At 55.5% G+C, this 20166-nt stretch carries 21 protein-coding genes; 10 read left to right on the plus strand and 11 right to left on the minus strand.

Going from position 1 to position 20166, the window contains the following annotated elements; all coding sequences use genetic code 11:
• Positions 1–14: 14 nt before the first annotated feature.
• On the plus strand, positions 15–254 hold the full coding sequence (locus tag AUC61_RS11500) for a hypothetical protein (protein WP_243246150.1): 240 nt from the start codon (positions 15–17) through the stop codon (positions 252–254).
• Positions 255–341: 87 nt separating this feature from the next.
• Here the strand turns inward: AUC61_RS11500 and AUC61_RS11505 are convergent, their stop codons facing one another.
• The gene (locus tag AUC61_RS11505; protein WP_243246151.1) at positions 342–956 is read right to left on the minus strand and encodes a YitT family protein; all 615 of its coding nucleotides are present in this window, start codon (positions 954–956) and stop codon (positions 342–344) included.
• 326 nt (positions 957–1282) lie between these two features.
• On the opposite strand from AUC61_RS11505, the gene AUC61_RS11510 reads away from it, so the two are divergent.
• From AUC61_RS11510 to AUC61_RS11520, 3 genes are all read left to right on the plus strand, one after another.
• Complete coding sequence (locus AUC61_RS11510; RefSeq protein WP_243246152.1) at positions 1283–2071, plus strand: transporter substrate-binding domain-containing protein; 789 nt, start codon at positions 1283–1285, stop codon at positions 2069–2071.
• Positions 2072–2243: 172 nt separating this feature from the next.
• Positions 2244–3032 carry a transporter substrate-binding domain-containing protein gene (locus AUC61_RS11515; RefSeq protein WP_243246154.1) on the plus strand — a complete coding sequence of 263 codons (789 nt, stop codon included), beginning with the start codon at positions 2244–2246 and terminating at the stop codon, positions 3030–3032.
• A gap of 195 nt (positions 3033–3227) precedes the next feature.
• Positions 3228–4205 (plus strand): ATPase, encoded by a 978-nt coding sequence (locus AUC61_RS11520; protein ID WP_243246155.1) that lies wholly within the window; start codon positions 3228–3230, stop codon positions 4203–4205.
• A gap of 100 nt (positions 4206–4305) precedes the next feature.
• On the opposite strand, the gene AUC61_RS11525 is transcribed toward AUC61_RS11520, so the two are convergent.
• Positions 4306–5325 (minus strand): branched-chain amino acid aminotransferase, encoded by a 1020-nt coding sequence (locus AUC61_RS11525; protein WP_243246156.1) that lies wholly within the window; start codon positions 5323–5325, stop codon positions 4306–4308.
• A 108-nt stretch (positions 5326–5433) separates the two neighbouring features.
• Positions 5434–6318: a LysR family transcriptional regulator gene (locus AUC61_RS11530; protein ID WP_243246158.1), complete on the minus strand. Its 885-nt coding sequence runs from the start codon at positions 6316–6318 to the stop codon at positions 5434–5436.
• 125 nt (positions 6319–6443) lie between these two features.
• Here AUC61_RS11530 and AUC61_RS11535 point away from each other — a divergent pair, with 125 nt between their 5' ends.
• Entirely contained in the window at positions 6444–6869 is a 426-nt protein-coding gene (locus tag AUC61_RS11535; RefSeq protein ID WP_243246160.1) for a VOC family protein, read from the plus strand.
• Positions 6870–6896: 27 nt separating this feature from the next.
• On the opposite strand, the gene AUC61_RS11540 is transcribed toward AUC61_RS11535, so the two are convergent.
• Positions 6897–7778: a glycosyltransferase family 2 protein gene (locus AUC61_RS11540; protein ID WP_422765228.1), complete on the minus strand. Its 882-nt coding sequence runs from the start codon at positions 7776–7778 to the stop codon at positions 6897–6899.
• A 320-nt stretch (positions 7779–8098) separates the two neighbouring features.
• Between AUC61_RS11540 and AUC61_RS11545 the strand changes: the two genes are divergently transcribed.
• Positions 8099–9607, plus strand: coding sequence for a hypothetical protein (locus AUC61_RS11545; protein WP_243246163.1), 1509 nt, complete (start codon positions 8099–8101; stop codon positions 9605–9607).
• Positions 9608–9684: 77 nt separating this feature from the next.
• Here AUC61_RS11545 and cyoE read toward each other — a convergent pair whose 3' ends face one another.
• The 7 genes from cyoE to hmpA form a co-directional block, all read right to left on the minus strand.
• Positions 9685–10572: a heme o synthase gene (cyoE, locus tag AUC61_RS11550; protein ID WP_122665367.1), complete on the minus strand. Its 888-nt coding sequence runs from the start codon at positions 10570–10572 to the stop codon at positions 9685–9687.
• A gap of 10 nt (positions 10573–10582) precedes the next feature.
• Positions 10583–10918 (minus strand): cytochrome o ubiquinol oxidase subunit IV, encoded by a 336-nt coding sequence (cyoD, locus tag AUC61_RS11555; protein WP_243246165.1) that lies wholly within the window; start codon positions 10916–10918, stop codon positions 10583–10585.
• The gene (locus AUC61_RS11560; protein WP_122665369.1) at positions 10919–11542 is read right to left on the minus strand and encodes a cytochrome o ubiquinol oxidase subunit III; all 624 of its coding nucleotides are present in this window, start codon (positions 11540–11542) and stop codon (positions 10919–10921) included.
• 2 nt (positions 11543–11544) lie between these two features.
• The gene (gene cyoB, locus AUC61_RS11565; RefSeq protein ID WP_243246166.1) at positions 11545–13563 is read right to left on the minus strand and encodes a cytochrome o ubiquinol oxidase subunit I; all 2019 of its coding nucleotides are present in this window, start codon (positions 13561–13563) and stop codon (positions 11545–11547) included.
• A 3-nt stretch (positions 13564–13566) separates the two neighbouring features.
• The gene (gene cyoA / locus AUC61_RS11570) at positions 13567–14526 is read right to left on the minus strand and encodes a ubiquinol oxidase subunit II (protein ID WP_243246171.1); all 960 of its coding nucleotides are present in this window, start codon (positions 14524–14526) and stop codon (positions 13567–13569) included.
• A gap of 456 nt (positions 14527–14982) precedes the next feature.
• Positions 14983–15507, minus strand: coding sequence for a disulfide bond formation protein B (locus tag AUC61_RS11575; RefSeq protein WP_243246173.1), 525 nt, complete (start codon positions 15505–15507; stop codon positions 14983–14985).
• 482 nt (positions 15508–15989) lie between these two features.
• Complete coding sequence (gene hmpA, locus AUC61_RS11580) at positions 15990–17171, minus strand: NO-inducible flavohemoprotein (protein ID WP_243246179.1); 1182 nt, start codon at positions 17169–17171, stop codon at positions 15990–15992.
• A gap of 323 nt (positions 17172–17494) precedes the next feature.
• Here hmpA and AUC61_RS11585 point away from each other — a divergent pair, with 323 nt between their 5' ends.
• The 4 genes from AUC61_RS11585 to AUC61_RS11600 all read left to right on the plus strand — a co-directional run bounded on the left by AUC61_RS11585 (position 17495) and on the right by AUC61_RS11600 (position 20120).
• Positions 17495–18394: a chemotaxis protein gene (locus tag AUC61_RS11585; RefSeq protein ID WP_243246180.1), complete on the plus strand. Its 900-nt coding sequence runs from the start codon at positions 17495–17497 to the stop codon at positions 18392–18394.
• 5 nt (positions 18395–18399) lie between these two features.
• A complete protein-coding gene (locus tag AUC61_RS11590; protein ID WP_243246181.1) occupies positions 18400–18897 on the plus strand; it encodes a GNAT family N-acetyltransferase in 498 nt (165 codons plus the stop codon).
• Positions 18898–18940: 43 nt separating this feature from the next.
• Positions 18941–19261 carry a hypothetical protein gene (locus AUC61_RS11595; protein WP_243246183.1) on the plus strand — a complete coding sequence of 107 codons (321 nt, stop codon included), beginning with the start codon at positions 18941–18943 and terminating at the stop codon, positions 19259–19261.
• A gap of 106 nt (positions 19262–19367) precedes the next feature.
• Positions 19368–20120 carry a YkgJ family cysteine cluster protein gene (locus tag AUC61_RS11600; protein ID WP_243246184.1) on the plus strand — a complete coding sequence of 251 codons (753 nt, stop codon included), beginning with the start codon at positions 19368–19370 and terminating at the stop codon, positions 20118–20120.
• The last annotated feature ends 46 nt before the right edge of the window (positions 20121–20166 follow it).

The raw sequence follows: 20166 nt of genomic DNA on the forward strand, positions 1-20166 counted from the left end.
GCAAGGAGGTCATCATGGATTTACCGGAACACTCGCCCCATCAGGATTTCGAATCGCTGGAGGTCAAACCTGCGGTATTTGATTCAACGCTGAAAAGCTTTGATCAACAGGCGCTCAACCTCAAACGCGGCTTTCGGGTGAATCAAACACTCCACAGCCTGCGTACACTCGGGCAATTGACCCGAGAGCTTCAATCGAAATCTGGTAGCAGTTACGCAGCAATCAGCTATCGGTCAGGCCCGCCGCCAGAGTAAAGACCAGTGACGCACTGCATTAAAAAAAGAGCGGGCCCCTTACCGGACCTGCTCTTTTTTATTCATTCACAGACGCTGAAAAAGGGCTCAAGCCGTGTAGCGATGCGGCCGGTGATTAACGGCGATGATCAGGTTGAGCACGATGGCGCCCGCGATGGAGGCCAGCAGTATTGGCAGGCTCACGAGGTACAGCGAACCCAGTACGACGAGTACGTCCACGACCATTTGCAATTTGCCCGCGCGCAGACCGATGCGGTCCTGCAGATACAGCGCGAGGATATTGATCCCGCCCAGGCTTGCCTTGTGACGGAACAGAACGATGAACCCAAGGCCCATCATGATGTTGCCGAACAACGCCGCGTAGATAGGCTGCAGTTGATCGATGTGGATGAACCGCGCGTGCAGTTCCGAGAACACCGACACCAACGCTACCGAGCAGAAGGTCTTGATAGTGAACGCCCAACCCATGCGGCGTATGGCCAGATAATAGAACGGCAGGTTGATGAGGAAGAACGCCACACCAAATGACAAATGGGTTGCGTAGCTGAGCAGGAAGGCTATCCCGGCGCTGCTGCCGGTCACCCCGCCCACCTGGCGCAACATCATCACCCCGAAGGACACCATCAACGTGCCGATGACGATCGCAAATATGTCTTCGAAAGTGGAATGCTTGACGGTTTGCGTGGCGGCGATCTGGGTCATGGCGAACTCTTGAAAGGCGTAAGGATGAATAGCAGGCAAGCAGAGCACTGCAAACCAAAGCGCGCGTAGATTACCCAATAAAAAATCGATGTGCGCGAAAAATAGATAAATATGCGTATACCGCGCACCAAATATCAGATTACGCACTATTTATGCACCAGATCGCACTGCAGTGGTGCGGCGCGAGGCGCAAGACTGGAACCACCGAATCAAGCCCTCTCGGCAACAAGTTACCTCCTACCCCGAACCGCGAACGATGGCATCGGTGAACATTGTCAGGCAGGATTACCGCCGCTTTATCACTTAACTTTCGAGTGTTGCCTGCCATGAATAATAAGAAACGTTGCATCACCGCTACCCTGCTGCTCGGCTTCTCCGGCTTGGCTCTGGCTCAGGATTCAGGCTCTCACCTGGACAAGGTGTTGCAGTCAGGTGAGTTGGCCGTTTGCACCACCGGTGATTACAAGCCCTACACTTTCCTGCGCGAAGATGGCGAATATGAAGGCATCGACATCGAAATGGCCCGCACGCTGGCGCAAAGCCTTGGGGTGAAAATCCAGTGGGTACCGACAACCTGGAAAACCCTGATGCCAGACATGCTTGCCGGTAAGTGCGATGTGACCATGGGTGGCGTGTCGGTGACGCTGGAGCGACAGAAGAAAGCCTTCTTCAGTAATACGCTGGATGTTGACGGCAAGATCCCCCTGACCCGATGCGAAGATCAGGCGCTGTATCAAACCATCGAGCAAATCAACAAGCCGTCCGTACGTTTGATCGAGCCCGCTGGCGGAACCAATGAAGCCTTTGTTCGCGCCCACCTGCCAGCGGCGCAGTTGGCTTTCCATGACAACAAAACCATTTTCCAGGAGCTACTGGACAAGAAAGCCGACGTGATGATCACTGATTCATCCGAAGCCTTGTACCAGCAGAAGCGCATGCCCGGGCTATGCGCGATCAACCCCACGCGCTACATGCAGTACGGCGAGAAGGCCTATCTGCTGCCACGGGACGACATCACCTGGAAGGCCTATGTCGATCAATGGCTGCACCTGAGCAAGGCGACGGGGACTTATCAGACCGTGGTCAGTCATTGGCTGGCAGTGCCGGGGCAGTAACTCACTGATGACTTGTAGGCGCTGCCGAAGGTTGCGATAGCGGTATGTCAGGAAAAATGCTTCGCAGCCTTCGGCAGCTCCTACATGAATACATTCCAATTCAACGAATCGTGCATATGGCTTCGTTCTTGCTTTGTCCGCAGCATCATTCCGATCGTCGAGCTCGACTCCTATGAAAAACATGAAACACAGCGCTACAGCCGCCCTGCTCTTTGGGCTGTCGAGTTTTGCCCAGGCTCAGGAATTGCCGTCTCATCTGGACAAGGTGCTGCAAGAAGGACAAATGGCGGTGTGCACCACCGGGGATTACAAACCGTATTCTTTCCTGCGCGAAGACGGTGAATACGAAGGCATCGATATCGAACTGGCGCGCTCTCTGGCGCAAAGTCTGGGCGTAAAAGTGCAATGGGTGCCGAGCACCTGGAAAACGCTGGTGCCGGACATGGTGGCCGAGAAGTGCGACATCGCCGTCGGTGGCATTTCGGTAACGCTTGAGCGCCAGAAGAAGGTTTTCTTCAGCAGCACGCTGGACGTCGACGGCAAGATCCCGTTGGCGCGCTGTGAAGATGTGGCGCTGTATCAAACCATCGAACAGATCAACAAGCCGACGGTGCGCCTGATCGAACCGGCAGGCGGCACCAACGAAGCTTTCGCCCGTGCGTTCTTGCCCAATGCGCAATTGGCCTTCCACGACAACAAGACGATCTTTCAGGAGTTGCTGGATAAAAAAGCCGACGTGATGATCACCGAAGCGTCCGAGGCGCTCTACCAGCAAAAACGTATGCCGGGCTTGTGTGCGATCAACCCCACCCACTCCCTGCAATACGGTGAAAAAGCGTATTTGCTGCCACGGGGCGATGTGGCCTGGAAGAGCTACGTCGATCAGTGGCTGCATCTGAGCAAAGCCACTGGCGCGTATCAGAAAACTGTCGGTAACTGGCTGGCAGTGCCAGCACAGTAAAACCCGCGTTGTTTTTGTAGGAGCTCTCGAGCAACGCGAGGCAGCGATGGCGGTTTGCCTGACACACCGCCATCGCTGCCTCGCGTTGCTCGTGAGCTCCTACAGACCAGCAGCACCAACAAAACCGATGTCTATTGCAGGACACAGTTATGTCAAAGACACTACGACGTGCTACTGACCTGTCGGACCTGCCAGATGAAAACCAACAAAAGCATTACCCGGGCGTTCTGTGTCGAGCTTCAGGAAGAGGTGTCGATCAGTGCTGCGCGTCGGGAGTACTTTTCCCAGGAAGAGCCTCGGCAGCGTTTCGAGTTTCTCTGCTCCAGTGAGCCCTGTCGCAAGCTTGAGGCAAAGATCACGGGCGTGCGCTATGACGTGAAGCCTCAGGACAACCCGACGTTTGTGTCGGCCCACTTTCGCGCCAATCCACATTCCGATCACCACCCGGATTGCGAATGGATTGATGAGCAGGCTGAAGAAAACCAGCCGCCCGCTGATACCGAAGAAACCGAGCCGCAAACACGCATCCGCAAGGCCAAACGCAAGCTCGATGACTATATCGATGTCTTTGACCCCACGATAAAAACGCCAAGTATAGAAAAGAGCAAAGAAGCCAAGCCTGCTGCTGTTGCGGTGCAGGTAGCGGCCGAACCGCTGGCCGTTAAAACACCACCCGCAAAACCACCTCGCGACAGTGAAACGCGCACCAACAACCTCGAACGGCTCGTCGACAGTTATCGCCAGGCCAAAGCGCAATTATCCGCCGATGACTTCAAGCTGCTGACCTTGAAGATTCCCGGACAAGGTGAACTGGCGTTGCGCTCCTACTTCCGGCATATCAAATACGCGAAGTTGGGCGATAACGGGCGGGTGCTTTACGGCGGCGGTTTAATAGAGCGTTATGGGCTGGGCTTCAAATTCAAGTTCTTTGACCGCCTTGAGGGCAAACTGGTGACGCTGTATGTGTCGCCTGCACAGATGAAAGCGTACCGCTCCAGCCGATACATCAGCGAATTGCTGAGCCATGCCGATGAGGTGAAGTTCTTTACGGTATATGCGCTGGGCGAAGTGAGCGAGAGCCCGTCGGGCAAGAGCATCAGTTTGAGCGTGGAAGACTTGCGGCACCTGGTGATTGTGCTGGGGCCGGCGAAGGAGACAGATTCTGATCAATAAAGAAAATCTGTAGGAGCTGCCGAAGGCTGCGAAAAAGGTCTGTCTGACACTCCCTCTTCGCAGCCTTCGGCAGCTCCTACAAGATCACGGGATCAACGCATCAAACCTTGACGATCCAGCCCGCTGGCGCTTCAACGTCGCCCGACTGTACGCCGGTCAGCTCTGCGTAGAGCTTGCGGGTGACAGGGCCGACTTCGGTTTCGCTGTAGAACACATGCAGCTTGTCCTTGTAGGAAATCCCGCCGATAGGCGTGATCACCGCAGCGGTGCCGCACGCGCCGGCTTCTTTGAAGTCAGCGATCTTGTCGATGAACACGTCACCTTCAACGACTTTCAGGCCCAGGCGGCTCTGCGCCAGCTCAATCAACGACAGACGGGTGATACCCGGCAGCACGGATGGCGATTTTGGCGTGACGAAAACGTCATCTTTAGTGATGGCGAAGAAGTTGGCCGAACCGACTTCCTCGATCTTGGTGTGGGTTTGCGGGTCCAGATAGATGGCATCCGCGAAGCTCAGTTTCTTGGCCTCGGAACCCGGCATCAGGCTGGCCGCATAGTTACCGCCGACCTTGGCTGCGCCAGTACCTTGTGGCGCTGCGCGGTCGTAGCCGGAGATCACGAAGTTGTTTGGCTTCAGGCCGCCTTTGAAATAGGCACCCACCGGGATACAGAAGATCGAGAAGATGAACTCGGGTGCGGTACGCACGCCAATGTTGTCACCCACGCCGATCACGAACGGGCGCAGGTACAGCGCGCCGCCGGAGCCGTACGGCGGAATGAAACGCTCGTTGGCAGCAACGACTTTTTTGCAGGCTTCGATGAACACATCGGTCGGCACTTGCGGCATCAACAGACGCCCACAGCTGCGCTGCATGCGCAGTGCGTTCTGGTCTGGGCGGAACAGGTTGATGGAGCCGTCCTTGCAGCGATAGGCCTTCAGGCCTTCGAAACACTGCTGGCCGTAATGCAGCGCGGTGGAGCCTTCGCTAATGTGCAGCACGTTGTCTTCAGTCAACGAGCCCTCATCCCATGCGCCATCGCGCCAATGAGAGAGGTAGCGCATATCAGTTTTGATGTAGTCGAAACCCAGAGTGTCCCAATTAATGCTGTCGTGACTCATAACGCCCTCTTTCATTTAGCGGCTGCCTGGACGAATCAGGCCATGGCCGTATTCTGCCAGATCATCCGCGGCTTGCGGCCCGAAAAACACATAAACCTTGATACATGTTCAATCTGGCGATCGGGTTTTACCCGCGTCTGGTGCCAGGCAATCAGCAAACAGCTTGTGCAGCGGCAAGTCGCGCTGGCTGCGGCGCATCATCAACACCACTTCGCGGTAAAACGTGAGGTCGCCCAGGCTGATCACCTGCACTCTGGCATCGCGCTCCAGCCACAGACCGGCGCGAGGAATCAGAGAAATACCCAGCCCGCTTTCGACAAACTTGACGATGGCGTCCAGCTCGTCCAGTTCCAGCGCTACATGCACCTCAATCTGCTGCTCACGCAGAAACCGGGTGACCTGACGCCCACCAAACGACGCGCGGTCATAGCGCACATGCGGCTGTTCAACCAACAGTTTGAGCAGGTCAGTCTCTTTGAGATCCTGCGGAACGATCAGCACGAAGGGTTCAGTTTCCAGAACTTGCACATACAACTCTTTGGGTAACTCGAACGGCGGCTTGATCAGAATTGCCACGTCCAGCTCACCGGCATCCAACTGGCTGAGCAAGTTCAATGAGACACCCGGCACAAGCTTCGCCTCAACTGCTGGCGCGCGACGCCTCAACCGCAGCAATGCCTGAGGCAGAAAGCCGGTTTGCGCACTGGCAATCGCCCCGATTTTCATTTCACCGCGATATTCCTCGGGGTCCACTGGCATCGACATGCGGTTGAACAGCTCGAACATTTCCTGAGCCATGGGCAGCGCACGAATGCCGGCCGCATTAAGAATGGCCTGTCGTCCGGTACGATCAAACAAACGCACGCCTAGCGCCCGTTCGAGATTCTTGATCTGCGAGCTGACCGCCGACTGGGTCAAACCAATGTGCATACCCGCCGCCGCGAACGTGCCGTAACGAGCCACGGCCAAAAAGGTTTTCAATTCACGCAGCATGATGCACCGCCCCATTGATCGAATTTATTTGAGCTGAGCAGTGAATATATCCGCTTTGTATAAATTTATTCTTATCTAAAATAAATCGTCTTCAATAGCCTTCTTCATAAAAAAGGATATTTACCGTGAGCCTCGCACCCTTCCATTTGGCAATCCCCGTTTACGACCTGGCCGCCGCGCGCCACTTCTACACTGAAGTGTTCGGTTTCACTGAGGGTCGCTCAAGCGATCATTGGGTTGATTACGATTTCTACGGCCACCAGTTGGTGATCCACGAACACCCTAAAACCGCCTCGCAGGAATCGGCAGGCACTAACGTCGTGGACGGCCATGACGTGCCGGTGCCTCACTTTGGCGTGGTGTTGAGTTGGGACGACTGGGAAATCCTGGCGGAGCGCATGCGCTCACAGGGTATAAAGTTCGTGATCGAACCTTATGTGCGCTTCAAGGGCGAAGTGGGCGAGCAAGCCACCATGTTCTTCTTCGACCCCTGTGGCAACGCCCTGGAATTCAAGGCGTTCAAAGACATCGGTCAACTGTTCGCCAAGTAAGGCAAACGCTGGTGCCGCGCCACTTGATCAGTGACTCAGCACCAGCCGCTTGAAGCGTGTCAGGGTCTTCATGTTCATGTGCCGCAGCGGGATAGAGCGCAACAGGCTCCAGGCGTGTCTCTTGTCTGAGACCACCGCGTATTTGAGCGCTTTGTGCACGATCAAGGTTCTACCCTTGTGATAATCGCGATGCGACTTATAAGGCGCGATGGTCTGCAGATCAGCGTCGAGTAGCACTTTGTATTTACGCGAGAGGTTATTCGCGTGCCGACGATAGCGGGTGACGCATACCGGCAACACGTCAATGCCATAGCCCTGATGAGCAATTTTCAGGGTCATCTGGAAATCCTGAACCCTGATATTCGGATCATAGAAACCAGCGGCCTTAATTGCATCCAGTCGATAAAGCGCGACCGGCGCGCCCACCACAACGGCACCACTGAGTACTTGCTCAAACTTGAGATGTTCAATGTAGTCGCGATGCTGACGCTTGGTATCTCGACCCTCACTGTCCATATATATGATCAATGCGCCAACACATCCCACATGGGGATGCTTGTCCAGATATTCAGCGCGCACTCTCACAGACTCGGGCAACATAATATCGTCCAGATCCGGGGTCGCAACATAAGTCCCCTTGGCGTATCGCATGCCGTGATTAAGCGCAGCACTGACACCCTGGTTTTCTTGCTGGTAAAGCTGAAACGTATACTTTGACTGAAGTGATTGCAGCAGGGTGAAACTGTTATCCGTCGAACCATCATCCACGACAATAACTTCGAAGTTCTCATAGTCCTGGGCAAAGATACTTGCCATGGCGTCCTCAAGAAACTTTTCCGCGTTATAGCAAGGCGCAACAATCGAGACGAGAGGCTTAGCGAGCGGCTGTTCTATGGAGAATTCGGTCATCATCACATTTCGGAATGGTTTCAACGAAAGCGATTGTAACGATCCTGAGTAATCAACGCACGTTGGTTATAGATAATTGACTTAGCAGGGCGAACGTATCGCTGAAAAGCTTGTCAGCGCGATGAGCCTGGGTTGGCTCCCAGACGCAGTCCTGGCCAGCCTTCCCTTCCAGTCATTACTTTGACAGCCCTTAAACCCTGCCTTTCCAGCCCCTCCATTGAAGTCATTAATTTGACTTGCAAACTCTCTCGATTACGCTCAGCCCGTGACACGCCAGACAGGACGTTCCCGCCTTACTCGACAGAATGAGCAAACTCGCCATGGAAACAGGCATTAACGTAGCCAGTCCGGTCGCCTCCCACGCTGTTGATCGCCGCGTGATGCTGGTGTTGTTCTTTTTGCCGGTCACCCTTCTGGTGCTGGCAACACTGGCCATCAACGGCGGCATGCTGATGTACACGCTGGACGATCCGTATATCCATATCGATCTGGCCAAACGCATCTTCAGCGGTCATTACGGTATTAATCCCGGGGAATACTCAGCCCCATCGTCCAGTATCCTCTGGCCCTTTCTGCTGGCGCCTTTTACCCCACTCGGCAATTTCATGCTGTGGGTTCCTCTGCTACTGAACATTGGCTTCTCGTTTCTGACCTGCTCACTCTTCAACCGGCTGTTGCCAGAGATCAGCCTGGTTCACCGTTTGTGCATCCTCGGCGGATGGTTTCTGGCAACCAACTTCTACGGCCTGATTTTCAACGGTATGGAACACTGCCTGCAGATCTTTCTGGTGACAGTGATTGCACTGGGCGTGCTGCGCAAAGAGTTTTACAGCGAACAGGTGACCGGCAATGCTGTGTATCTGGCCATTATGGTGCTACCACTGGTGCGCTACGAAGGGCTGGCGGTGTCTCTCCCCGTCTTGCTGTATCTGCTTTGCAAAGGGGAGCGCCTGAAGCCGCTGGTGTACGGGGCGGTACTGGTCAGCGCCGTGGCGCTGTTCTCGATGTTCCTGGCCAGGCTAGGCGTGGGTTACCTGCCCTCCTCGGTGATCGCCAAATCAGACACCACCGGGTTGTCATCCATCGCCATGAACGCCATCGGCCAGTTTGAAAAGTATGGCTGGATCATTGTGGCACTGCTGGTCATGTGCGCCTTCATGCCAAACCGCAAGCTGCTGATCATGCTGCTGGTTACGGTGACAGCGCTGCACGCGCTGTTCGGCAAGAACGGCTGGTTCGGCCGTTATGAAATCTACTGGCTGACCTTCCTCGGGGTGTTTTTCCTGCACCTGTGCATCACCCGTCTCAAGGCGCGCAGCACGGCCATTATCTTCGCCCTGCTCCCCTTGGCCTTCGCACAACTGGTGTACACCACCCTGAGCACGCCACTGGCCTCAGCAGCGGTGTACAACCAGCAATACCCGATGTCACAGATAGCCCAACGACTCAATGCGCCCGTGGCCGTCAATGACCTTGGCCTGGTCGCACTGAACTCAAGGCAATACGTGCTGGACCTCTGGGGGCTGGGCAATCTTGAGGCCCTGAAACTGCGCAAGACAGAAACTGGCCCCGGCTGGATCAAAGACCTGATGGACCGCAAGAACGTGCACTACGCGTTTATCTACGAAGAGTGGTTCCCCGAACGCCCGGACAACTGGATCAAGGTCGGTGAACTGCAAATGCATGTGCCCAAGATCGCGACCGCGTTCAATCACGTTGCGTTCTACGCCACCGACGAACTCTCGGCGCAGACCCTCAAGGATGTCATGCAGACGTATGCTCTGGAGCAGCCGACAGGGAAATATGAGTTTATCTTCGAGAATCGGTAGCCCGAAAAAGATAAAGGCAAAAAAAACCCCGCGGCTCAACCGAGCCTCGGGGTTTTCTGTTTTCAGGCGGGCCTGGATCAGAAGGCGTAAGTCACCAACAGATCTTTGGTCACCTGAAAGTCCACCGACATCATGAAGCTCAGAGCACTGATGGTGAAGATGGAGAATACGAACAGCTTGCGGGCCCAGACAGTGTCATCCACTGCCTTGTAGCCTTTCCAGGCCATATACAGCCAGTACATGCCCATGCCCGCAGCGACCGCCAGATAGTTGAGCCCGGCGTAACCGCCAAAGGTCAACATCAAGGTGGCTACCAGGAACGCCAGGATGTAGAGCAGGATATGACGCTTGGCGACTTTGATGCCGCGCTCAACCGGCAGTACCGGAATCTTCGCAGCCAGATAGTCGTTGAAACGGAAAATCGCGATGGCATAGGAATGCGGCATCTGCCAGAGGCTGAACATCACCAGCAAGGTCAGTGCCGCAAAGTCGAAGCTGTTGCTCACTGCGCAGTAGCCAATCACCGGAGGCATAGCCCCCGACAAGCTACCGATCAGCGTGCCGTGTACCGACTTGCGCTTGAAGTACAGGCTGTAGAAGCCGACGTAAATCACGAAGCCAATCACTGCAAGCAATGCCGCGAGCGGGTTGGTTTTGGTGTACAGCAAACCAACCCCGCCAACACCCAGAATCGTTGCGTAGAGCAAGGCCAGTCTCAACGAGACCAGGCCTTGTACCAGCACGCGGTTCTTGGTGCGCTCCATCTTCTGGTCGATGTCACGGTCGATGCAATTGTTGAAAACACAACCGGATGCAACGACCAATGAGGTGCCTATGACTGCGGCCAGGAACATGCCGAAGTCAATTTGCCCTTTGGAGGCCAGAAAAAAGCCACCTGCCACCGAAAGCACGTTACCGAAAATGATCCCCGGCTTGGTGATTTGGATAAAGTGCTTAAGGGACATCAGGGTTACCTCATTTAGCCATCATGACGGTGTGGATGCTGAACATGATCCACAACGAGAGGCCGACCAGCAGAACGATGACCAGCGCAGTGAACGCAAATGCGAACACGTTATTGCGCTGAGCCTCCGAACGATCCAGGTGAAGGAAGTAGCGCAGGTGAACCAGCACCTGCACTACAGCGAACAACAGGATAGTCACAAGCGTAGCTGACTTGGACATGATCGGGTACATCACTACGCCGAACGGGATCGCGGTGAGGATCACGGACAGGACGAAGCCAATCACGTAGTCCTTAACGCCATGGCTGTGATCTTCAGCAGAGATATGCGCGTGTGCGTTAGCCATTTACAAAGTCCCCATCAGATAAACAACGGTGAAGACGCAAATCCATACTACGTCCAGGAAGTGCCAGAACAGGCTCAGGCAGCTCAGACGAGTAGCGTTGGTCGACGTCAGGCCGCGAGTCTTGACCTGATACATCATGATGCCCATCCAGATCAGGCCGCTGGTCACGTGCAGGCCGTGAAGGCCTACCAGTGCAAAGAAGCCCGACAGGAAGCCGCTACGGCTAGGGCCGTAGCCTTCGACGATCAGGTGATGGAACTCGTAGATTTCCATCGCGATGAAGCCGGCACCGAACAGGAAGGTCAGGGCCAACCAGCCCAGCACTTGACTCTTCTTGCCCTTGTGGACGGCCAGCATTGCAAAGCCGTAAGTAATACTACTGAACAACAGGAACGCGGTTTCGACGGCCACGAATGGCAGTTCGAAAATGTCGTGTCCCGAAGGACCGCCCGCTACGTTGTTGACCAACACCGCGTAGATCGCGAAGAAGGATGCGAACAACACGCAGTCGGTCATCAGGTAGAGCCAGAAACCGTAGACGGTCATTGGCCCCGCATCGTGGTGATCATGCCCGTGGTCGTCATGACCGTGGGCATCTCCTGGATTCAATACTAAGTTCGACATGTTTAAACCTGTTCCAGTGTGGATTTGCCAGGCGTGTATGCACCCTGAGCCACGAGGACCTTGTGCTGCTCACCTTCGATACGCGCCACTTCTTCAGCGGGCACCATATAGCCTTGATCGTCACGTGCGGCATGGATGACGAACGAAACTACTGTGGCTGCCAGGCTGGCGATAGCCAACCACCAGATGTGCCAGATCATGGCGAAACCAAACACTGTCAACAGCAGACCCATCACCAGACCGGTCGCGGTGTTGTTCGGCATATGAATTGCCGAATAGTGAGCCGGTACGCTGTAGGCAGTGCCGTTACGCTTGGCTGCGGTGAATGCATCCAGCTCATCGGCTTTCGGCAGTTCAGCGAAGTTGTAGAACGGTGGCGGCGAAGACGTCGACCATTCCAGCGTGTGGCCATTCCACGGGTCACCAGTCAGATCACGATTCTCTGGCTTGTTGCGGTCACGAACGCTGACGAAGATCTGGATCAACTGACATGCGATACCAACAGCAATCAGCATTGCGCCAAACCAGGCGATGTCCAGGTACAGGTTCCAGGCCGGGTTATCGGTAGTGTTCAGACGGCGAGTCATACCCAGGAAGCCCAGGAAGTACAGCGGCATGAACGCAACGAAGAAACCGAAGAACCAGCAGTAGAACGCAGACTTGCCCCATGTTTCGTTCAGCTTGAAGCCGAATGCTTTAGGGAACCAGAACGCGAAGCCAGCGATGTAACCGAATACCGCACCGCCGATGATGACGTTGTGGAAGTGAGCGATTACGAACAAGCTGTTGTGAAGTACGAAGTCAGCACCCGGGATCGCCAACAGAACGCCGGTCATGCCGCCGATCGAGAAGGTGATCATGAAGCCCAGGGTCCAGAGCACTGGCGCGGTGAAGCGCAGACGGCCCTGGTAGATGGTGAACAGCCAGTTGAAAAGCTTCACACCCGTCGGCAGCGCAATCAGCATCGTTGCCAGACCGAAGAAGGCGTTGACGCTTGCGCCAGAGCCCATGGTGAAGAAGTGGTGCAGCCAGACCATGAAGCCGAGGACGGTAATACCGCCGCTGGCGTAGATCATCGACTTGTGGCCGAACAGGCGCTTGCCGGTAAAGGTAGAGATGACTTCGGAGAACACTCCGAATGCCGGCAATACCAGAATGTATACCTCAGGGTGACCCCACGCCCAGAACAGGTTCACGTACATCATTGGGTTACCGCCCAACTCGTTCGTGAAAATGTGGAAGTCCAGGTAACGGTCCAGAGTCAAGGCTGCCAAGGTAGCAGTCAGGATCGGGAAGGAAGCAACAATCAGGATGTTAGCGAAGGTGCAGGTCCAGGTGAAGATCGGCATCTCCATCAACTTCATGCCTGGCGCGCGCATTTTCAGCACAGTGACCAGGAAGTTGACACCCGTGAGCGTTGTCCCGAGTCCCGATAACTGTAGCGCCCAGATGTAGTAGTCGACCCCCACTCCAGGACTGTAAGCCAGGCCCGACAGCGGTGGGTAAGCAACCCAACCGGTTTTAGCGAACTCGCCGACACCCAGGGAGATGTTGACCAACAGTACGCCGGACACCAGGAGCCAGAAGCTCAGGGAGTTCAGGAACGGGAAGGCAACGTCACGGGCGCCGATCTGCAGCGGCACGACGATGTTCATCAGGCCGGTGAAGAATGGCATCGCCATGAAGATGATCATGATCACACCGTGAGCGGTGAAGATCTGGTCATAGTGCTCAGGCGGCAAATAGCCTTCCGAGCCGTTCTGGGCCAAAGCCAACTGGGTACGCATCATCACGGCGTCGGCGAAACCGCGCAACAGCATGACCATGGCAACGATGATGTACATCACACCGATTTTCTTGTGGTCGACTGACGTCAGCCATTCGGTCCACAAGTAGGTCCATTTTTTGAAATAGCTGATCGCCGCGACCAACGCAAGGCCACCCAGCGCGATCATCGCGAGGGTGATCATGACTATTGGCTCGTGATACGGGATCGCGTCCAGACTTAATTTACCAAACATCGTTTACTCCTCTGCCCCAGCAGCTACATGCTTACCCATGTCCATCCCGACCTGACCGGCTTGAGCCGACTCTTCAGCAGTACCTTCCTGCTCGTGAGGGTTTTTCTTGCCTGGTTTCATGCCTTCGTACTTGTCGATGACGGCATTGAACAGATTCGGAGTGACCTCGGAGAACAGCTCGACCGGGTTACGCTCGCTCGGTTTGAGCAAAGCAGCGTATTCCGAAGCTTCAAGCTTTTTAGGTGAACTCTTGACTTCGGCGACCCAGGCGTCGAAATCTGCCTTGGAGGTTGCGGTCGCCTTGAACTTCATGCCGGTGAAACCCGCGCCGCTGTAGTTGGCGGAGATACCTTCGAACTCATGGTTCTCATTGGCGATAAGGTGCAGCTTGGTCAGCATGCCCGCCATGGCGTAAACCTGGCCGCCCAGACCCGGGATGAAGAACGAATTCATGACCGAATCGGAAGTAATCTTGAAATTAACCGGAGTGTTGGCAGGGAAAACGATCTTGTTGACCGTGGCAATGCCCTGTTCCGGATAGATGAACACCCATTTCCAGTCCAGCGAAATCACTTCGATGGTCACCGGCGGCACGTCGGATTCGATCGGACGATACGGGTCCAGTGCGTGGGTAGACTTGTAGGTGATGTAGAACAGCACCAGCAGCAGGACCATCGGAATGCCCCACACTGCAGCCTCGATCTTGGTCGAGTGAGACCAGTCAGGCGTGTAGGTAGCAGCCTTGTTCGAAGCGCGATATTTCCAGGCGAAAATGATCGTCAGGAAAATGACCGGGATTACCACGATCAACATCAACAGCGTTGCGGTGATAATCAGGTTGCGCTCGTCGAGCCCCACTTGCCCTTTAGGATCGAGCAGAGGCACGCCCTCGCAACCACTGAGCAAAAGCATGCTGAAAAGGGCCAAGAAGCCAAAAAACCTGGGGTACCTTTTTTTACTCATCTCACGACCTCTAAAAGCAAAAGCAGCTTGCGGGTGCAATTGGTTTTCGACCGCCAACACCGAAACCTGCCGGAGTTGGCATATTTTTTTGGATTGAACAAAGCCTGTCACGACGCATGCAAAGCGTAACGACAAATCCATATTTATCTTTAATTTCTTATTCGAATGTGTGGCATCACGCCCGGATTACGGGCCAATTCCCTTTGGTGCGGACATTCATGGTGCTTTCAGAGACCGACTGGCACTACCGGCACAGCCTGCGCAAAAGGCGCTTTCTGACCTCAAAAATGCTCAGCGCGGGGTGACCCTGCGCGGCAAGTGCGGGGATTGTAGATATCTAGAAATTTAATGACTATGTTTTTTTTAGCAACAGTTTGTATCAGGATCTGTAAAAATCGAGAATCAGCTCACGAAATTTTCACAAGAAATGCCCCTTTTTGTAGGGGCATTATTTCCTCACAAGCCCTGTAGACCGCGGTATTTGCGCCGGTTACGAATGATGCAGATCGGGACCAGTATGACGGTCAATACGAACGCCACCAGCGCCCATTGAGCGAGTGACAATCCGAGGACTGGCGGATAAGGGGTCGTGCAGAAGCCGCCGACCTGGAATCCGATAGGGAACATCGAGGCCAGCGGTAGGCCATCAACGATGGGTTGCAGGATGTCGATGCCGCAACTCTCGGTAGGGTGCGAAAGGATGTAGACATGGCGGCCGGCTGCAACGATGCCGCCTATGGCGCTAAGCACCACCAGTGTTTCAAGCGCGGTGATGCTCCGGCGGCCAGGCATGGCTGCGCCGATGAAAGCGAAGATTGCGATGAACAGCAGCGCATAGCGTTGCAAGATGCACAGCGGGCACGGGGCCTCGCCCAGCACGATCTGCATGTACAGCGCCCCGCCGATCAACGCCAGGCAGATAACGCCCAGCAGGACCAGGAAGCGCTTTTCGCGTTTTAGGTACAACATGTTGTCGCTCATTCACATACCTTTCGAAAGGATGTCCATTCGGACCGTTCGATCAATGCCGGAGGCGTGTAACAGTGCCCTTCAGGGCAGACACCGGATTGTAAAGGCACAGCGCCCCGATCGCTCGCGATAATCAGGGGCCATGAAGGACAACTCAAGCCCGGACCCGCCATATGGCCATATTTGGCAGCCCGATGGCGTTCGGCGTGTGAATTCGGCGCTTGAGCAATGCGCCCACGCAAAAAAACGCACCCTTCTATATATATAGAAGGATGCGGCTATTTGTCGCAGGCAAAATGGATCAGACCTTTCACGTTAACGCTCTGCCGAAAATGTGGCCCTTGCAGGAGCAGCCGAAGGCTGCGATGGCGGTGCGTCAGGATGGAAGCTTCGCAGCCTTCGGCAGCTCCTACAGAAATGCGTCCACGTTCGAAGGAAGCACGGTTTCAGCAGAGCTCTTCTATATATAGAAGGGCGCGGCTATTTGTCGCACCTCACTCCAGCGCAGAGGCCGGGCCGAAAAACTCAAAGCGACTTTGCTTCTCTGGAACGCCTGCCGCCTTGAGCTGGTGCTTGATGGCTTTCATGAAAGCCTTGGGACCGAGGAAGTAAGCATCCAGATCCCGCTCTTTGGGCAACCACTGTTCAAGGCGCGATTGATCGAGAAGGCCAAGGGCATCGCCAGCCGCACTGACGCCATCATCTTCGGCATAGCAATAGAATCGTTTTAGCTGCGGGTGCAGAGTCACCAGATCATCAACCCAATCCCGGAAAGCATGCACGCTGCCATTGCGCGCGCAGTGAATGAAATGCACCGGGCGAGAGGTTTCAAGTGCGGCTTCCAGCATCGCCAGGGTCGGCGTAATGCCCACCCCGCCACTGATCAGCACCAGTGGCTTGTCGCTAGTAGTCAGGGTGAACTCACCCGACGGCGGAAACAGTAACAGGCTGTCGCCCACATGCAGTTCATCATGCAGGTAATTGGACACCTTGCCATGAGGCTCGCGCTTGACGCTGATCCGGTACTGGGCACCACCCGCCACTGCTGACAACGAATAATTGCGGCGCATCTCTTCGTCGCCTATTCGTAATTGCAGGCCGATGTACTGACCCGGCGTGAAATCGAGCAATGGACCGTCGTCCGCGGGTTGCAGGTAGAACGAGGTGATTTCCGAACTTTCAGCAACTTTCGCCGCCAGCCTGAATTCGCGGGTACCACGCCAGCCGCCATGGGCGTGGGCCTTTTCGTCATAGATCGCGCGCTCGGCACCGATCAGCACGTCGGCAAGCTGCTGATAAGCGCGGCCCCAGGCTTGCAGTACTTCATCGGTGGCAATCTCCTCTCCGAGCACTTCGCGGATAGCACTCAGCAAGCAACTGCCTACAATCGGATAGTGCTCGGGAAGAATCTGCAGCGCGACGTGCTTATTGATGATTTTCGCCAGCAAATCACCCAGTTGCTCAAGCTCGTCAATATGCCGGGCGTACATCAACAAGCCATTGGCCAACGCTCTGGGCTGGTCACCACTGGCCTGGTGCGCCGGATTAAACAGCGACCTCACCTGCGGGTACTCGCTGAGCATCTTTTTGTAGAAGTGAGTGGTCAACGTCTCACCGCCGCTTTCGAGCAATGGCACGGTGGCTTTTACAATGGCACGATCCGAGGCGCTTAACATGATGTACTCCAGGCACACAGGCTTTGTAGAATGTACCGAGGGTGTTTCAGGAACTGTGCCAGAATTTAGAGCTAACAAAATCAATAAGTTAGCGTTAAATGGTCAAATAGACACCAAAAACGGAATAGTCATTTTGACTCGCGGAAGTCTTAATGACCCGGCTCCGGTCAATTCATCCAGGCCCCTATCGGCCACTCGACGGATCAGGGAAAACCCGCTAGCGCACAAAAAACCTCAAGCGTGCCTGTGCAGGGTCGATAACCTATCCAGAGAAGGCTGTTTGCTGCTTACTGCGGCAAAACACTTATTGCCAGAAGGTTTATATGTCCACCAAGAATGTCCGAGCAGATTCACTTTCGCTGCTGCTGTTCACGTTACGCAGCGGCAAGTTGATGGCGATCAATTTGCTCAAGGTCAGTGAGATCATCCCCTGCCCTGCCCTGACACGACTTCCAGAATCGCACCCGCACGTCAAAGGCGTTGCCACACTGCGGGGAGCCTCGCTTTCAGTGATTGACCTCAGCCGGGCCATTGGTGAAAAGCCGTTGGTCGACCCGGATGGTGGCTGCCTGATCGTCACCGATGTAAGCCGTTCCAAGCAGGGTCTGCATGTTCAGGCTGTGAGCAAGATCGTCCATTGCCTGACCACCGACATCCGTCCGCCGCCATTTGGCGCTAACGGCCGTTCGTTCATTACGGGCGTGACGCAGGTAGACGGGACGCTGGTGCAAGTGCTGGATATCGAAAAAGTCATCCACGGGATTGCTCCGGCGCAGATCGTTGCGCAACCGGACGAATTGACCATGGAAGAAGCCGAGTTGCTGGCAGCAACGCGAATCCTGGTCGTCGATGACAGTCAGGTAGCGCTGCAACAATCGCTGCTCACGTTGCGTAACCTGGGCCTGGATTGCCACACAGCGCGCAGTGCCAAGGAAGCCATTGACGTGTTGCTTGAGCTGCAAGGCTCTCCCGCGCAAATCAACGTGGTGGTATCCGACATCGAGATGTCCGAGATGGACGGCTACGCACTGACCCGAACCCTGCGTGAAACGCCTGACTTCCAGGACCTGTACATCCTGCTGCACACGTCCCTGGACAGCGCCATGAACAGCGAAAAAGCCAGGCTTGCCGGTGCCAACTCGGTACTGACCAAGTTCTCCTCGCCAGAATTGACCCGCAGCCTGATCGTCGCCGCACGGGCAGTGCAGGCCAAGGGCGCGTGAATGTGATGGAACGCCTCGGTGGTTCTGACCGGCATTGCTGGCTGATGCGCCGCGACCTTGATCGCTTGCCTGGGGCAGAGGCGTGGCCATCTCACATTCGCATGACGGCGTTCACTCTTGAGGACGCACCGCAAGCCCACGTTCTCTTGCGACAGAGTTATGCCGATGATGTTGCCCTGCCCGACTACTCAGACTGGGTAAACGACTGGAGAACCGACCCTGAGTACGATCCGGCCTTGTGCTTCGCCCTAAGGGACGATGAGGGCATGGTCGGCCTGATTCAGGGCTGGACCAGCGCGTTCATCAAAGACCTGGTGATCCACCCCCGGGCCAGAAACCAAGGCCTTGCGCTCCAGTTGCTTAACCACGTATTCCGCATTTTTCACCAGCGGCGCGAGGCTTTTGCAGACCTCAAAGTCATGGAAAACAACCTGCCCGCACGTTGCCTGTACGAGAAAGCAGGCATGCGCTATGTGCAGCGGCTGGAAACCGGTCAAGCCTGATCTGGCATACTCCACCATCAATCGATGACCATGGAGAACGACAATGAAAGCGTTTACCTTCCTGCTGATAGCCTGCGCGACATTTGTCGGCCAGGCCAACGCCGCAAGTCCGGACGCCTGGGTAGCCCTGGAGAAAGCGGTTATCGAGAGCTGCATGAAAGCCAGCCAGCTCAAGGAAGTACGGGCTGTCGGCAAGACCGGGTTTGACGACAACCTCGGTTATGAGGCGCTTATGCTCAGAGGACGCTACCCACAGCCGCACATGAAAAATCAGCCAGGAGCAGAGCTGTGCCTGTACAACCGCCAAACGAAAAAAGCCACGGTCAGTGAATGGACCGAACTGCCCGCTACCCTGAAAAAGTGACAGCGCCCCACACTGGCTCATAACTTGCTTCGAACACCGTCTCAGTCGTGCCTGCAACCCTGGCCTGTGCAGCGCGCGACGTCTGTCATGACGGACCTTTATCGCAATGAATACCCGATTTTCCTGTGTCGGTTGCGGCCGCTGCTGCACCGACCACCATGTCCCCCTGACACTCGGTGAAGCCTTGCAGTGGGCGGCCGACGGCGGATCACTGATCATCCTGACCGAGGCCTTTCTGGCCGACGGTTATGGTGTGCCTGAGGCCCAGCTGACTCACGCCACGCGTCGTTCAACGCGGGTGCAAAGTGGCTTGACCCAGGCACAGGTAGCGATCACCTTCGCCGCCTATAACGTCGGCCCTTGCCGGAATCTTGACGCAGACAAGCTCTGCCGGATTTATGACCGCCGACCGCTGGTATGCCGGATTTATCCGATGGAGATCAATCCGCATATTCCTTTACGCCCACAAGCCAAGGACTGCCCACCCGAGTCTTGGGAGCAGGGGCCGGATCTGATCGTTGGTGGAGAATTGGCCGACACCGAGCTCAGCCGCCTCATTGAACAGTCTCGCCAGGCCGACCGCGAAGACATCGGCGCTAAAGAGGCGATCTGCCAACGGCTGGGAATTCGTGCCACGGCGCTGAAAGGCAATGGTTTCGTTGCTTACTTGCCGGATATGGAGGCTTTCGCCAGCGCAGTGATGGACCTGATGGACGGCAATGACGCAGCCACCGTCAACGATGGCTGGACTTTTCACGTGGCGGGCGACGCGGTTATCGACACACTCAGTCTGGCCGGGGCCGAGCTGGCCACGGGCGAACCTGCGGGCTACATGTTTATTCCGCTGCAGGCGGTTTAACAGCAGCCTCGCTCTCATCAAACCACTGGATTGAAATGCATTTCCT

Source organism: Pseudomonas maioricensis (assembly GCF_022790535.1).
Classification (GTDB): domain Bacteria; phylum Pseudomonadota; class Gammaproteobacteria; order Pseudomonadales; family Pseudomonadaceae; genus Aquipseudomonas; species Aquipseudomonas maioricensis.

Bases quoted from the DNA above. Each gene is read 5' to 3' on its own strand.
- cyoB (WP_243246166.1), bottom strand. From the start codon at position 13,563: ATGTTTGGTAAATTAAGTCTGGACGCGATCCCGTATCACGAGCCAATA.
- AUC61_RS11510 (WP_243246152.1), top strand. From the start codon at position 1,283: ATGAATAATAAGAAACGTTGCATCACCGCTACCCTGCTGCTCGGCTTC.
- AUC61_RS11515 (WP_243246154.1), top strand. From the start codon at position 2,244: ATGAAAAACATGAAACACAGCGCTACAGCCGCCCTGCTCTTTGGGCTG.
- AUC61_RS11525 (WP_243246156.1), bottom strand. From the start codon at position 5,325: ATGAGTCACGACAGCATTAATTGGGACACTCTGGGTTTCGACTACATC.
- AUC61_RS11505 (WP_243246151.1), bottom strand. From the start codon at position 956: ATGACCCAGATCGCCGCCACGCAAACCGTCAAGCATTCCACTTTCGAA.
- AUC61_RS11585 (WP_243246180.1), top strand. From the start codon at position 17,495: ATGTCCACCAAGAATGTCCGAGCAGATTCACTTTCGCTGCTGCTGTTC.
- cyoE (WP_122665367.1), bottom strand. From the start codon at position 10,572: ATGTCCCTTAAGCACTTTATCCAAATCACCAAGCCGGGGATCATTTTC.
- AUC61_RS11600 (WP_243246184.1), top strand. From the start codon at position 19,368: ATGAATACCCGATTTTCCTGTGTCGGTTGCGGCCGCTGCTGCACCGAC.
- AUC61_RS11520 (WP_243246155.1), top strand. From the start codon at position 3,228: ATGAAAACCAACAAAAGCATTACCCGGGCGTTCTGTGTCGAGCTTCAG.
- AUC61_RS11590 (WP_243246181.1), top strand. From the start codon at position 18,400: ATGGAACGCCTCGGTGGTTCTGACCGGCATTGCTGGCTGATGCGCCGC.
- AUC61_RS11530 (WP_243246158.1), bottom strand. From the start codon at position 6,318: ATGCTGCGTGAATTGAAAACCTTTTTGGCCGTGGCTCGTTACGGCACG.
- AUC61_RS11560 (WP_122665369.1), bottom strand. From the start codon at position 11,542: ATGTCGAACTTAGTATTGAATCCAGGAGATGCCCACGGTCATGACGAC.
- AUC61_RS11595 (WP_243246183.1), top strand. From the start codon at position 18,941: ATGAAAGCGTTTACCTTCCTGCTGATAGCCTGCGCGACATTTGTCGGC.
- AUC61_RS11540 (WP_422765228.1), bottom strand. From the start codon at position 7,778: ATGACCGAATTCTCCATAGAACAGCCGCTCGCTAAGCCTCTCGTCTCG.
- AUC61_RS11545 (WP_243246163.1), top strand. From the start codon at position 8,099: ATGGAAACAGGCATTAACGTAGCCAGTCCGGTCGCCTCCCACGCTGTT.
- hmpA (WP_243246179.1), bottom strand. From the start codon at position 17,171: ATGTTAAGCGCCTCGGATCGTGCCATTGTAAAAGCCACCGTGCCATTG.
- AUC61_RS11575 (WP_243246173.1), bottom strand. From the start codon at position 15,507: ATGAGCGACAACATGTTGTACCTAAAACGCGAAAAGCGCTTCCTGGTC.
- cyoA (WP_243246171.1), bottom strand. From the start codon at position 14,526: ATGAGTAAAAAAAGGTACCCCAGGTTTTTTGGCTTCTTGGCCCTTTTC.
- AUC61_RS11500 (WP_243246150.1), top strand. From the start codon at position 15: ATGGATTTACCGGAACACTCGCCCCATCAGGATTTCGAATCGCTGGAG.
- cyoD (WP_243246165.1), bottom strand. From the start codon at position 10,918: ATGGCTAACGCACACGCGCATATCTCTGCTGAAGATCACAGCCATGGC.